This window comes from Hymenobacter negativus, assembly GCF_017571495.1.
In the GTDB taxonomy this organism is placed as follows: domain Bacteria; phylum Bacteroidota; class Bacteroidia; order Cytophagales; family Hymenobacteraceae; genus Hymenobacter; species Hymenobacter negativus.
This window is the reverse complement of record NZ_JAGETZ010000010.1, coordinates 17,921-31,545: the sequence shown is the minus strand read 5'-3', so window position 1 is coordinate 31,545 and position 13,625 is coordinate 17,921. Positions and strand designations below refer to the sequence as shown.

The 13,625-nt window shown below is 60.2% G+C and carries 9 protein-coding genes; 7 read left to right on the top strand and 2 right to left on the bottom strand.

Annotation, left to right across the window (positions count from 1 at the left end; all coding sequences use genetic code 11):
* Window positions 1-32 precede the first annotated feature (32 nt).
* From J4E00_RS19145 to J4E00_RS19125, 5 genes are all read left to right on the top strand, one after another.
* Window positions 33-848 carry a helix-turn-helix domain-containing protein gene (locus J4E00_RS19145; RefSeq protein ID WP_208176875.1) on the top strand — a complete coding sequence of 272 codons (816 nt, stop codon included), beginning with the start codon at window positions 33-35 and terminating at the stop codon, window positions 846-848.
* A 70-nt stretch (window positions 849-918) separates the two neighbouring features.
* Window positions 919-2,364 (top strand): alpha/beta hydrolase, encoded by a 1,446-nt coding sequence (locus J4E00_RS19140; RefSeq protein WP_208176874.1) that lies wholly within the window; start codon window positions 919-921, stop codon window positions 2,362-2,364.
* A gap of 126 nt (window positions 2,365-2,490) precedes the next feature.
* Window positions 2,491-3,492, top strand: coding sequence for a formylglycine-generating enzyme family protein (locus J4E00_RS19135; protein ID WP_208176873.1), 1,002 nt, complete (start codon window positions 2,491-2,493; stop codon window positions 3,490-3,492).
* A 132-nt stretch (window positions 3,493-3,624) separates the two neighbouring features.
* On the top strand, window positions 3,625-5,013 hold the full coding sequence (locus J4E00_RS19130; protein WP_236049957.1) for an arylsulfatase: 1,389 nt from the start codon (window positions 3,625-3,627) through the stop codon (window positions 5,011-5,013).
* Between the two features lie 126 nt (window positions 5,014-5,139).
* Window positions 5,140-6,567 carry a glycoside hydrolase family 28 protein gene (locus J4E00_RS19125; protein ID WP_236049956.1) on the top strand — a complete coding sequence of 476 codons (1,428 nt, stop codon included), beginning with the start codon at window positions 5,140-5,142 and terminating at the stop codon, window positions 6,565-6,567.
* Between the two features lie 51 nt (window positions 6,568-6,618).
* Here the strand turns inward: J4E00_RS19125 and J4E00_RS19120 are convergent, their stop codons facing one another.
* Together J4E00_RS19120 and J4E00_RS19115 are read right to left on the bottom strand one after the other, a co-directional pair.
* Window positions 6,619-8,298, bottom strand: a complete 1,680-nt coding sequence (locus tag J4E00_RS19120) for a glycosyl hydrolase (RefSeq protein WP_208176871.1) — start codon at window positions 8,296-8,298, stop codon at window positions 6,619-6,621.
* 499 nt (window positions 8,299-8,797) lie between these two features.
* The gene (locus tag J4E00_RS19115) at window positions 8,798-9,673 is read right to left on the bottom strand and encodes a helix-turn-helix domain-containing protein (protein WP_208176870.1); all 876 of its coding nucleotides are present in this window, start codon (window positions 9,671-9,673) and stop codon (window positions 8,798-8,800) included.
* A 268-nt stretch (window positions 9,674-9,941) separates the two neighbouring features.
* Here J4E00_RS19115 and J4E00_RS19110 point away from each other — a divergent pair, with 268 nt between their 5' ends.
* Both J4E00_RS19110 and J4E00_RS19105 read left to right on the top strand, forming a co-directional pair.
* Window positions 9,942-11,774 (top strand): sodium:solute symporter family protein, encoded by a 1,833-nt coding sequence (locus tag J4E00_RS19110; protein ID WP_208176869.1) that lies wholly within the window; start codon window positions 9,942-9,944, stop codon window positions 11,772-11,774.
* A gap of 141 nt (window positions 11,775-11,915) precedes the next feature.
* Window positions 11,916-13,595: a glycosyl hydrolase gene (locus J4E00_RS19105; RefSeq protein WP_208176868.1), complete on the top strand. Its 1,680-nt coding sequence runs from the start codon at window positions 11,916-11,918 to the stop codon at window positions 13,593-13,595.
* Window positions 13,596-13,625: the final 30 nt, after the last annotated feature.

Below are 13,625 nucleotides of genomic sequence, written 5' to 3'. Positions count from 1 at the left end.
CTGACTTCCGCTTTTCCAGGTAGCATTAGGTAATGGTTGAGATTTTTCAGAATATTCGCCAGCCTTATGATTTTGTGTTGCCGTGCGAAGAGCTGGCGCCCTACGTTGAGTTCTTTTCGCAGTCTGCGCGGCCTTCGCTGGCCAGAACCCGGCCGCAGCCACCAGCTTATTCGTCTTCGAAGATGTTTGCCAGCTGGACCCCCACCTGCTATATTAATCTGGGGCCGGCCTACGTGATTGACCTGGGTCATAAGCGGTACACCGTCCGGGCGGGTGAGGACGTGTTGTTGCTGCGAAACACGACAATAGCACGCCATAAGCTTGCGACGGACAATATTTTCACGCTGAAGTTTTATCCGGGTGGCCTGGAGGCAGTCCTGGGCATCAACCAAGTGCCGCTCACTGACCAGTTGCTGCCCTTGACGCACGTACTGCCGGCGGCCCTGCTGGCGCAGGTGAAGCAGCCACTTTCCTTTGCCGAGCGAGTCGGCCTATTGGAGCGGTTCTTACTAGCGGCCTTTCGCCGGCCTTTTCCGCCAGACCACTACGTGCGCTTGGTGCATGATGCCATTGGTGAATACCAAGCCGCTGGCTTGCAGCTCAGCACCTCCGCCGTGGCAGAGCGCCTCTTTCTGACTTCCAAAACCATTAACCGGTATTTCCACCGGGTAGTCGGCACCTCGTCCAGTCAGTATTTTGCCCTTCTGCGCGCCCGCACGGCTTTGACCGCCTTCGTAGCACACCCGCAGACCTTTGACCCAAGCGACTATGGCTACTACGACCGTAGTCACTTTGCCAAAGCGGCACGTCAATTCACGGGGCTGCCGTTGGCCACGTCTGGGCACTAGATTGTCCGTTTTTTACTTTCCCCTGGCCGGTTGGAGGCGTTGCTTTGCCAGGCAACTGCTCCTGTCTCCTATGCCCCGTTTCCTGCTGCTCGTTCTGCTACTTGTTCCGCTGCTTTGCCCGCCGGCTTCGAGCCAAACGTATCAGCCGCGCATCGAACCCGTGGTCTGCCCAATCAAAGTGGACAAGCGCTTGGTGGTGACCTATGGCTACTTAGTCGTGCCGGAGAACCGCCTGCGCCCCACCGGCCGGCAAGTGAAAATACCCTTCCTGTTTGTGCGCCGGCCAACCCAGGACCCCACCCAGAACGTTTCGCTGTACAGCACCGGCGGGCCGGGCTACAGCACCATCGCCAACATCGACAGCATCGGCTATCGGTCGGGCTGGTTGAAGTACGGCGGCATCATTTTATTTGACCAGCGCGGCACGCGACGCGCACAGCCCTGCCTGGACTGCCCGCAAGTGCCGGCGGCCGTGCGGCAGAGCTACCGCACCGGCTTATCGCAGGATAGTCTGGTGCGCGTAGCCGTCCGGCAGTGCCGGGACCAATTCGTTCGCCAAGGCATTGACCTCTCGGCTTATACCACCATTGCCAGCGCAGCGGATATTGCTGATTTGCGCCAGGCCCTGCACCTTGCCCCACTGACGCTGGTTGGCATCTCCTACAGTGGCAGCCTCATGCTCACGGTGGCCCGCAACCATCCCGAAAGCGTGCGGGCGCTACTGCTGAATTCGCCGCTGCCCGGCTACACCAACTACGAAGAGGCGGGCTTACTTAACATCAACGAAGCTCTAGCGCAGGTGTTTACGGATTGTGAGCGGGATTCGGCAGCGCACCCGGCGTATGGGCAGCTTCGGCGGCGGTTCCAGCAGTACTTCACGGCCATTACGGGGAAGAAATTTACGCTTCGCTACCGCCCCCCCGGCACCCTCGATAGCCTGCGCATTACCTACACCAAGAAGGAGTTACTTGATGCCGTGCTTGACCGCCTCACGGCCCAGCAGGTGCACACCATCCCGGAAGTGCTACTGGATATGCTCGCGGGCAGGCACCAGACGTACGTGCGCGAGCAAGTGGATGCCGCGTTTGCCGGCGACCCAGCTGTTTCGCTGGGCATGCGCTACTCTGTTTATTGCAGCGAGCAAATTGCCTACGCAGCCCCCAGCCTGGTGGCCCGGCAGGCACTGGTAGTGCCTTGGCTGGCCGGCTATCCATTCAATAATGTGGACCACGAAATTTGCCGCTGCTGGCAGGTGCAGCCCGAACCGCCAGTCGCAAAAACGCCCGTGTATTCCCGGGTCCCGGTCCTGCTGACGGGTGGCGACATCGACCCGTGGTGCCGCCCTTTTTACAACCAGCTTATCCGGCGTTACCTGCCCAATTGCCAGGTCCTGCTGGTGCACCGGCGGGGGCATGCCCCGGGCTACACCGTGGGAGGCGTGGACTATGCCGAGCTGTTTCTGGCCCATCCTTACCAGCCGCTGCACGCCCAGTCAACGGAATTAGAAATTGATTAATACAGTTTCGGCCTCACTGTACCGGCCGGACCGTAGCGCGAAGGCGTAAGTAAGGCGCATTTGGGTGGGCCATTGCCGACTGCTTAGGTTTGTTTCACACTTGCTGTACTTACCCGCTAAGCGCCCATGGCTCGTTCTGAATTTCTGGTATTGCTCAATCTCAGTCTGCTAGTATTTGGCAGCAGCTGCGCCAATGAGCAGCCGGCTGAGGATAAACCAACCGGTGCGGCCAAGATGGTACTAGTGCCCGGGGGCAGCTTCCGGATGGGGACGGAAGACCCGCATTTTGCCGATGCATCTCCACTGCATACGGTCACACTCAAGCCCTTTTACCTCGACGAGCACGAGGTAACCAATGCCGCTTTTGCAGCCTTCGTCGAGGCGACGCACTACGTGACCGTGGCCGAGCGCAAGCCCAACCCCCGGGATTTTCCGGGCGTGCCCGAGGCGCAGCTAGTTGCCGGCTCGGCCGTTTTCGCCAGGCCCAACCATCAGGTTTCGCGCGCGGAGGCCGGGCAGTGGTGGCAGTACGTTCCGGGGGCCAACTGGCGGCGCCCACTGGGGCCGGGCAGCAGCGTAACCGGCCACGCCAATGACCCGGTGGTGCAAGTGTGCTACGACGATGCCCAGGCTTACGCCCGGTGGGCCGGCAAACGGCTGCCTACCGAAGCGGAATGGGAGTGCGCCGCCCGCGCCGGCCAGCGCTCAACCACGCCCTACTACTGGGGCCTAGAACTAACACCCAACGGCCGGTGGATGGCCAACCTGTTTCAGGGTGATTTTCCGGCGGGCAACACCCGCGCCGATGGTTTTGATGGCGTGGCCCCCGTGAAGTCGTTTTCACCCAATGCCTGGGGATTCTACGATATGGAGGGCAACGTGTGGGAGTGGTGCAGCGACTATTACCGACCCGATTATTACCGGATTAGCCCCTCGAGTAATCCAGCCGGACCGGCTGACAGCCACGACCCGGAGGAGCCCGGGCTGGTGAAGCACGTTCAGCGCGGGGGCTCTTTTTTGTGCAGCGACCAGTACTGCTTGCGCTACCAGGCCGGCAGCCGGGGCAAAGGCGAGGTGAAAAGCGCCGCCAACAACCTGGGTTTCCGGTGTGCGAAAGACGCAAAATAGGTGGCACCTTCGCAGCAGCGAACTACTTGTCTCGGAATTATGCGACAACGAAAATCTGAACGACTGGCCTGGAGAACGGTCCAGCTGCTCGTGCTCCTGCTGAGTGTGGGATGCGGGCTCGCGTTTACTCAATTGAAACGACCCGCGAAACGCCCGCCCAACATCGTTTTTATTGTGGCGGATGACCTGGGTTACGGGGACGTCAGCTGTTACGGGCAGCAGCGCTTCCAGACGCCAAACATCGACCGGCTTGCCACCGAAGGCATGAAGTTTACGCAAGGCTACGCGGGCACGGCGGTGTGCTCGCCCTCCCGCTCGTCGTTCTTCACTGGCCAGCACACCGGCCACACCCCCGTGCGCGGCAACCTCGCCGTGAAGCCGGAGGGCCAGTATCCGCTGCCCGATTCAAGCCGCATCATTCCGCAATTGCTCAAGCAGGCCGGCTATGCCACCGGGTGCTTCGGCAAATGGGGCCTGGGCGGGCCGGGCAGCACTGGCGACCCGGTGAACAAGAGGTTTGACGAGTTTTTTGGCTACAACAGCCAAACGCTGGCGCATAATTACTACCCCTACTACCTCTGGCACAACCGGGAAAAAGTGATGCTGCCAGAAAACCGCGGCGCCCGCTCGGGCACCTACGCACCGGAGCTGATTCAGCAGCACCTGCTGGCCTTCATCGAGCAGCACCAGGCGCAGCCCTTTGCCGTTTTTATGACAACCGTCATTCCGCACGCGGAACTTGCCGCACCCCCGGCTTATATGCAGCGAGCAATTGGCCAGTACGGCCCCGAAAAGCCTTATATCGGCCCCGATACCAGCTTGCCGAATTTCACCAAGGCTGGCGCTTACCAATCGCAGCCGTACCCGCGGGCCGCCGTGGTGGCCACGATGCAAGTGCTGGATGACCAGGTGGGCCAGATTATGCAGAAGCTAAAGCAACTGCACCTGGACGATAACACCCTCGTTGTTTTCACGTCGGACAATGGGCCCTCCGCCGAGGGCGGCAAGGAACTGGCTTATTTTAACAGCAGCGGCGGGCTGCGCGGGGCCAAGCGGGATTTATACGAAGGTGGCATTCGGGTGCCCTTCATTGTGCGCTGGCCCGGCCAGGTAAAAGCCGGGACGACAACCCCACAGCTCGCCGCTTTCTGGGACTTCCTGCCCACCTTTATGGAGGTAGCAGGCCTGAAAACCCCGGCGGGCACCGATGGCCTCTCCCTGCTGCCCACCCTGACCGGGCGGGGCAAGCAGCTGCAGCATCCGTATTTGTATTGGGAGTTTTATGAGCAGGGCGGTAGCGTAGCGGCCCGCTGGGGAAACTGGAAAGCCGTGCGCCTGAACATGGCCACAGCGCCCAACGGGCCCATCGAACTATACGACCTGGCCACCGACCCCAGTGAAAAGCACGATGTGGCACCGCAACACCCGGAGGTAATCGGCCATTTTGCCCAACTATTCACTAAGGAACACGTGCCGTCGCCAGTATTTCATTTTCAGCCTAAGAAAGCAGCCGACGAATAAGCCCGGACACCGCAGACGGTATGCCCCCGACTGAAAGCACTAGGGTAGGGCAGGCGATTGTCTTTCCCAGGGTGCAGGTGAGTGCGGGCAGGTAGGGACCTTTGGCACGCGCATCTTTGGCTTCCTATGAAACGTTTATCCGCTCGCTTTCTTCCGCTGTTAGTACTGGCGGCCAGCTCGTTTCGACCCGTTGCCGCTCCCATCGCCGAGCCGGACCCGGCCTGGGTGAAGCAGGTAGGGGCCCACTCGCGGCCGATGGCTAAAACGGTTTTTGCCGCCGCGAAGTACGGAGCGGTGGGCGACGGCACGACCTTCAACACGCAGGCCCTGCAAAAAGCCATTGATGCGGCCGCCCGCAAAGGCGGCGTGGTGACACTGGCGCCCGGCCGCTACCTGACGGGCTCGCTGTTCCTCAAAAAAGGCGTGGAGCTGCACCTGGAGAAGGGCATGACGCTGCTCGGCAGCCAGAACCTCAGCGACTACCCCCACATAATGACCCGCGTGGCTGGCATCGAGATGAAGTGGCCCGCCGCCCTGCTCAACGTGCTGGACCAGGACAACGTGGCCATTACCGGCGAAGGCACCGTGGACGGGCAGGGCCAGCCTTTCTGGGACAAGTATTGGACGATGCGCAAGGAGTACGAAGCGAAAGGCCTGCGCTGGATAGTCGACTACGACGCCCAACGCCCGCGCCTGCTATTGATGTCCAACGCCAGCAATGTGACGCTACAAGGACTGACCCTGCAGCGTTCGGGCTTCTGGACGGTGCATGTGCTGTATTCGAAAAACGTGACGGTGGACGGCATCACGGTGCGCAACAACCTCGGCGGCCACGGCCCCAGCACCGATGGCGTCGACATCGATTCCAGTTCCTACGTGCTGGTGCAGAATGCAGACATTGATTGCAACGACGACAATTTCTGCCTGAAAGCCGGCCGCGACGCCGACGGCCTGCGCGTGAACCGGCCGTGCGAATACGTCCTCATTCAACACTGCGTAGCCGGCGCCGGCGGCGGGCTGGTGACATGCGGCTCGGAAACGTCGGGCAGCATCCGCCACATCATTGCCCGCAACTTGCGGGCCAAGGGCACCAAGAATGGCATTCAGCTGAAGTCAGCGACCAACCGGGGCGGCACCGTGGAGGATATTCTGGTTGAAGACATTCAACTGGACAGCGTACGCGTGCCCCTCACCATTACCATGAACTGGAACCCAGCCTACAGCTATTCGGAGCTACCCGCTGGCTACACCCAGGCCACGCTGCCCGCCCACTGGAAAGCCATGCTGACCAAGGTAGACCCCGCCCGCGGCCTGCCCCATTTCCGCAACGTGCGCATTACCAACCTGCAAGCCACGGGTGCTCACACAGCCATTTTGGCCGGCGGCGTGGCAACCTCGCTACTTGAGAACTTCAACCTTACCAACGTGCACATTAGCGCTGAGAAGGCCGGCACCATCGATTTCGCCCAGAACTGGCAGCTCGCTAATGTCGAGGTTAAAACCCCGGATAACGTGCCGGTAGCTGTGAAAAACAGCACCGACGTGCACCTGTAGAGCGGGCATTTCTTACACGCTCTACAGGCCATTCAACGCATCAGCCAGCACCTATTCCTTCGTGATTTTGCGCGTCACCCGGCCCGACTCATTCGACAGGGTGAGCAGGTAAAGCCCAGCCGGGTAGGTGGCCAAATCCAGCGTGCGTTCCGTTCCTTGTACGGATTCGCTGAGCAGCGTTTTGCCTTGCCCATTGCTGAGCGTGAGCTGGGTACCGGCCTTGCCGTACTGGACCAACTGCACGGTTATTTTGCTGCTGGCGGGGTTGGGGAATACGGTTGCTTCGCCCTCCAACGTAGTTTTCGTACCGTTGGAAGCCAGGGCGGTGCGGGCGCCGGTGGCGGTGCCGTACACTTCGAATTCGTAGAGCGAGAAGCCATAGGTGGTGGCCCGGTTGATGCAGTACACCTTCACGTAGCGGGCGTTGGCGTTTAGGCCGGTGTGGTTGTCGGCGGTGGCGGAGGTTTTGCCCCACACGTCCTTGATGGTGGTCCAGGTAGTGCCGTTGGTAGATACCTGTACTTGGTAGTCGCGGGCGTAGGCGGCCTCCCAGGCCAGGCGCACGCGGTTGACGTTGTAGGTGGCACCCAAGTCCACAAAAATGGATTGGTTGTTGGTGTAGGCGCTTTCCCAGCGGGTGTTACCGTCGGCATCCACGGCTTTGGCGCCGGTGTTGGTGCTATTGTAGCTTGAGGTGACGCTGACCGGGCGCTGGTAGGCAATGTTGGGCGCAGTGGGCGCGGTGTTATTCCAGCCGGGCATTTCTTCGCGCACAATCACGTTGCCGGCCCAAAAGGTATTCTGAATATTAGCAGTGGAAGTATTGGTAAATACCTCCTCCGACCAGCCCATGAAAAACGCCCACCGGGGTTGAGATGCCAGCAGGCTGGGCGAGGGCAGGTTGTTGCATTCGCCAATGGCAATGGGTTTGCCGCCCGCGGCGTTGAGCATGGCGTTGTATTTGGCGCTGGTGTAGCCCTGGCCGTCGCTGTAGTACATGTCGAGCGCCAGCACGTCCCAGTAGTTGCTGCCGGGGTTGTAGTTAGCCAGGTCGGAAGCCAGCGAGCCGAAGTCCTGCACATCCCAAACCCAGATAAGGTTGGTCAGGCCCTTGGTGTTTTTGAGGTAGTCGTGCGTAATCTGGTAGAGGCGGGCGGTACCCTGCGAGCCGGGCCGGCCCGCCCACCAGAATACGCCCTGGTTCATCTCGTGCAGGGGCCGGAACAGCACCTCCACGCCGTTGTTTTTCAGGTCCTGCAGGTAGGGCACGATGGCATCGAGGCGCGCCTTCCAGTTGCGGTTGAGCTGGGAGCCGTCGGTGATGAGCTCCTGCCATTGGGTGTTGCTCAGCTGGTAGTTTTTGACGCCGCCTTCCCACTGGCAGGGCTCGGCCTGGGTAGGAGGGCAGGCGTGAAACATCAGGTTGATGAGGGCGCCGTTGGCCCACTGCGCCTTGGCCTCGTTGGTCATGGTCCACCGGTTGCTGATTTCGCTTTGCTCAAACAGGAAATCACTGCTCCACAGCGCTGGGAAATTGCCGGTCACGGAGTTGAGGCGATTGGTCCAGGTAGCCGGGGCCGAGTTGGGCTCCCGGTTGTGCATACCAGAAGCCGTTTTGGTGCCCGAGATGCTGTAGAGGTAGTTGAGGCTTTTGTAGCTGGTTTGAGCCGTGGCGGCCGAGCCGCAAAGCAAGCCAGCACACACGGCGAGAATGCGCGTAATAATTTTCATCGGAAAGGGTGGGATTTGGTGGAAAGTGGACGTGCGGAATCAGGCGACCAGCGGGCCCAGCCCGCGGCGATAAGCAGGTGCCATCGGCCCCAGCAGCAGCGGGGCGAATAGCCTTCGGAAACAAGGCGGTTGCTCATCCAGAAGCAACGAAGCAACGAAGCAACGCGGGCCGAGGCCCGCACAGCGGAGCGCTAGCAACTCCGACTTCTCCGCAACCGTCCCGCTGACAGCTGTCGCAACGGGAGGGCACGGGGAAGGAACAGCACTAAGGAAAATAGAAAAATCTGCCTGGCAAGCAGATGGTTAAAATAGAATCAGAGAAGGATAAAATCTGGAAATAATGGCCGGGTAATGGATTGGTTTTGCCCTGTTCGGCTGTCATGCCGAGCGCAGCCGAGACATATTACTCGCTTCGTTCAACGATTGAGTCACTATGGCACGCGAGATGTCTCAGCTGTGCTCAGCATGACGTGCTTTTTACCTCCATTCAAAACAGGCTTTAAATGAACAGCCGCGTGCCAGAGAAGCTCAGCCGGAACTCCTTGGGCGTGCATTTCTTCCGCTTTTTGAAAATGCGGTTGAAGTTGGAGATGTTGTTGAAGCCGCATTTGTAGGCCACTTCGGCCACGCTGTGGGTGGTGTCGATGAGCATCCGGGAGGCGTGGCCGAGGCGGATTTCGTTCAGGCTGTCGATGAACGTGGTGCCGGTGCGCTTCTTGATAAAGCGGCTGAACGACACCTCCGGCATGTTGGCGATTTTGGCCACTTCGGCCAGCGTGATGGGGCGGCTGTAGTAGGTGTTCAGGTACTCGAATACCTTCTCGATGCGGCGGCTGTTGGCCTGCGGGCGCTCGGCGGTGAAGGACGAATCGGAGAGCACGCGCATGTTGCGCGAGGTGGACAAGTCGTGCAGAATGGAGAGCAGCTCCAGCACCGAATCGAAGCCGACTTTGTGCTCCAGGCCCAGGATGCGCTCACGGATTTGGGTGGTGGCTTCGCGGGAGAACAGGATGCCGCGCTGAGCATTTTCCAGCATTTTCTGAATGAAGCTGAGCTGGTTGCGGCGCAGAAACTTCTCGTCCAGCAAGTCCTTGTGAAACTGGATGGTAAGCTCCTGGATTTCCTCGCTCACGCACTGGTGCGTGAACCAGGCGTGGTTCAGGTTGGAGCCGATGAGCACCAACTCCTGGTCCTCGATAACTTCGACGTGGTCGCCCACAATGCGCTTGGCGCCGGGCGCATTCAGAATCAGATTCAGCTCAAATTCCTCGTGGCAATGCAGCGGAAAGGAGAACTCCTTTTTCACCCGCGAAAAGAGCATGAAGCAGTCGTTTTGCGTGAGCGGGGTAATCTCCCGCATGATGTTTTGCTGCATGGCGGTACCGGATGGGTGGGATTTTGGGTAAGATAGTATCTGTGGCGAGTGCCGAAACGGCGCAGCGAAAGTAGGCTTTTGAGCCAGATTAGCAATAAAATCCAGCCATTGAATCGAGTGCTTAGTCGGTACGGTCAAGAGAATGATAAAATATCATTACTAAGCCGGGCAAAGCAGCGGATACTTTTGCCAACAGATATTTCTCTCGCCGGCTATCAACTGCAGTGCCCTGCCTGGGGCGCCACTAGCCACTCCCACCCAGCACCCGATGCGGCTTCACTTACTCGACTTTCTCATCATCGCGGCCTACTTGCTGGCCACGGTGTTCATCGGCCTCTACTACCGCAAAAAGGCCAGCCTCGACAAGGACAGCTACATGCTGGGCGGGCGCACGCTGCCCTGGTACAAGCTGGGCCTGAGCGACGCCTCCGACATGTTCGACATCAGCGGCACGATGTGGATGGTGAGTTTGTGCTTCGTGTATGGCATGAAATCCATCTGGATTCCGTGGCTGTGGCCGGTGTTCAACCAGGTGTTTCTGATGATGTACCTCTCGCGCTGGCTGCGCCGCTCGGGAGCTAGTACCGGGGCCGAGTGGCTGGCCACCCGCTTCGGGCAAAAGGGGCCGGGCGTGTGGGCCTCGCACCAGGTCGTGATTGCGTTTGCGCTGCTCAGCTGCCTGGGCTTTCTGGCCTACGGCTTCGTGGGGCTGGGCAAGTTTATGGAGATTTTTATCCCCTGGGAGCTGGTGAAAGGCTACGTGCCGTTCGACGTGGCGCCGCAGTACGTGCCGCACGTGTACGGCATTGTGTTTACGCTCTTTGCGATGTTTTATTCCATCGTGGGCGGCATGCACAGCATCGTGCTCGGCGACATCATCAAGTACGCCATCATGACGGTAGCCTGCGTGGCCATTGCCGTCATTGCCTACGTCAATTTGCAGGGCAAGCCGCTGGCCGTGCCCGAAGGCTGGTTCAACCCCTTCTTCGGCTGGCGGCTGGGGCTGGATTGGCAGCGCATCATCCCGGAAGTGAACAGCAAGATTTCCAGCGACGGCTACTCGCTGTTCGGCGTGTTCTTCATGATGATGGCCTTCAAGGGCGTGTTTGCCTCGCTGGCCGGCCCCGCGCCGAACTACGACATGCAGAAAATCCTGAGCACCCGCTCGCCCGAAGACGCCAGCAAGATGAGCGGCTTCGTGTCCATCATCTTGCTGCCCATTCGCTACTCGCTCATCATCGGCCTCACCATTCTGGGCCTGCTTTACTACCAGCAGATGAACCTGAAAGCGCCCGACGGCACCATCGACTTCGAGCGCATTCTGCCGCTCACCATCAACAATTTCCTGCCCGTCGGGCTGATGGGCCTGGTGCTCACCGGTCTGCTCGGGGCCTTCATGGGTACCTTCAGCGGTACCGTGAATGCGGCGCAGGCCTACGTCGTCAACGACATCTACCTCAAGTACATCAACCCGCGCGCCAGCACCGGCCGCATCATCTCGATGAACTACCTGGTGGGCGTGGTAGTGGTGGCCGTGGGCGTGGCGCTGGGCTTCATCGCCAAGGACGTGAACACGGTGCTACAGTTCATCGTGTCGGCGCTCTACGGCGGCTACGTGGCCTCCAACGTGCTGAAATGGCATTGGTGGCGCTTCAACGCCACGGGCTTTTTCGTGGGGATGCTCACGGGCATCGTGGCAGCCATGGTTTTCGGGGTGCTGATTCCGGCCGGCAACCTGTTGTACTGGTTTCCGCTGCTGTTTGGCATTTCGCTGGCCGGCTCCGTCATCGGCACTTATCTGGCCCCGCCGACCGAACCGGCCGTGCTGCACACCTTCTACAAAACGGTGCGGCCCTGGGGCTTCTGGGGCCCGGTGCTGGCCGCCGTGCAGGCCGAAGACCCCGGTTTCCAGCCCAACCGCAACTTCGGCCGCAACATGTTCAACATCGTGCTGGGCATCATCGCGCAGCTCTGCCTCACCATCCTGCCGATGTACCTGCTGCTCTCGCAGCACCTGCCGCTACTCGTGACGGTGGTGATTCTGGTGATTGTGGGCTCGATACTGAAAAAGACGTGGTGGGAGCGGCTGGGAGATGACTAGCGGCCGTGGGGACGGGGGTGAGGTCTCCACGGCCGCACCGCCAAAACAGTACCACAGAACGGTAAAAAACCATTACTGCTCCCTTTCGTCAGTGGCGAAATTTGAAGAAGTCTTGCTCCATTCATTCCAATCCCACCCAGTATGTCCTTCTCGCTACGAAACGTATTGACAGCATGTATCCAGCAGCTGGGGTGGCCCGCGGTGGGACTGGCGCTGGCGCTACCCGGCGCGGCCGTGGCCCAGACGCCGTTTACCTCGCTCAACTACCTCTACACCATCCGGGGCACATCCACCATTGGCGGCATTCACAACAAGGAGCCCCTGAATACCCCCACGTACTATACCGACCAGCTGGAGTTTGTGACGGGGAAAGTGGCGGGCCTGTGGGGCGGTGATTTCCTGTTCAGCAGCTACGCCGACCGCTGGCAGATGATATACGAGGCCGAGAAGCAGTGGCAGCGCGGCGCCTTTGTGACGCTGACCTGGCACGCCTGCAACCCGGCCCAGAACGTGTCGCCGTGCTCGTTTGGAACGGGCGTGACGAGCACCATGTCGAACGCCGACTGGACCAATTTGACCACCAACGGCACCGCGCTCAACACCCGCTGGAAAGCTTGGCTCGATGAGCTGGTGCCCTACTTTCAGTACCTACAAAGCCGGGGCGTGGAAGTAGCCTTCCGGCCCCTGCACGAAACCAATCAGGCGGCCTTCTGGTGGGGTGGCCGACCCGGACCAAACGGTTCGGCCAAGCTCTACCAGATTACGCACGACTACCTGCAAGTCACGCGGGGACTGACTAATATCGTCTGGGTCTGGAATATCCAGGATTTCCCCACGCTCCCCAGCGACGTGAATTCCTACAGCCCCGGCACCAGCTATTTTGACGTGGCCTCACTGGATTTCTACAACGGCGACGGCCTGACCCAGGCCAAATACAACGCCATGTTGGGCGTGGCCGCCGGCAAGCCCATTGCCATCGGCGAAACGGGCGTGCTGCCCACCGTCACGGCCCTGCGGGCCCAGCCGCTGTGGACCTACTTTATGGGCTGGTCGGAGCTGGTGTTCACTCAGAACACACCCGCCAACCTGCTGGCGCTCTACACAGCCCCCAACGTGCTGACCCGCGACGAAATGCCGGGCTGGGGCGTACCCAACCCTTCAGCCGGCAATCTGTGCCTGAACCGGCCGGTAACGGTTTCATCTACCGAAGCGGGGCAGGGCAACGTGGCCGCGCTGGCCGTGGACGGCGACCGCACCACGCGTTGGTCATCGGCCTACGCCGACCCGCAGGACATAGTGGTGGACCTGGGCGCCAGCTACCGCCTCAACCGCTTCAGCATTGTGTGGGAAAACGCCTACGGGCGCGATTACCAAATCCAGGTGTCGCCGGATAACGTGAACTGGACCACCGCCGTGACCATCACGGGCAACTCCGACCTGCACACCAATTACTCCAACCTGAACGTGACCGGCCGCTACGTGAAGGTGCTGGGCACGGCCCGCGGCACCGCTTACGGCTATTCCATCCGCGAGTTGGAAGCTTATGGCAGCCTGGTAACAGCCACAACTTCGGCCAGCGCCGCCCGCACCATACAGGCGTATCCCAACCCGGCGGCCGGCACGCTAACCGTGGAATTAGGCCGCGAATGGCCCGTGGGCACGCAGCTCACAGTGCTTAATAATACCGGGCAAAAAGTTGGGGCTTACACCGTGCGCGCCGCTACCCAAACCTTACCCACAGCCGATATGCCGGCCGGTTTGTACCTGCTGCGGGCGCAGTACCAGGGCGCGGCCCAGACCATCAAGTTCATCAAGCAATAATTCAGAATTGCCTGGCGCCAAGACCTCACC

Excerpts from the sequence above, each read along its gene's own strand:
- J4E00_RS19145 (WP_208176875.1), top strand. The coding sequence starts at position 33 with ATGGTTGAGATTTTTCAGAATATTCGCCAGCCTTATGATTTTGTGTTG.
- J4E00_RS19140 (WP_208176874.1), top strand. The coding sequence starts at position 919 with ATGCCCCGTTTCCTGCTGCTCGTTCTGCTACTTGTTCCGCTGCTTTGC.
- J4E00_RS19135 (WP_208176873.1), top strand. The coding sequence starts at position 2,491 with ATGGCTCGTTCTGAATTTCTGGTATTGCTCAATCTCAGTCTGCTAGTA.
- J4E00_RS19125 (WP_236049956.1), top strand. The coding sequence starts at position 5,140 with ATGAAACGTTTATCCGCTCGCTTTCTTCCGCTGTTAGTACTGGCGGCC.
- J4E00_RS19120 (WP_208176871.1), bottom strand. The coding sequence starts at position 8,298 with ATGAAAATTATTACGCGCATTCTCGCCGTGTGTGCTGGCTTGCTTTGC.
- J4E00_RS19115 (WP_208176870.1), bottom strand. The coding sequence starts at position 9,673 with ATGCAGCAAAACATCATGCGGGAGATTACCCCGCTCACGCAAAACGAC.
- J4E00_RS19110 (WP_208176869.1), top strand. The coding sequence starts at position 9,942 with ATGCGGCTTCACTTACTCGACTTTCTCATCATCGCGGCCTACTTGCTG.
- J4E00_RS19105 (WP_208176868.1), top strand. The coding sequence starts at position 11,916 with ATGTCCTTCTCGCTACGAAACGTATTGACAGCATGTATCCAGCAGCTG.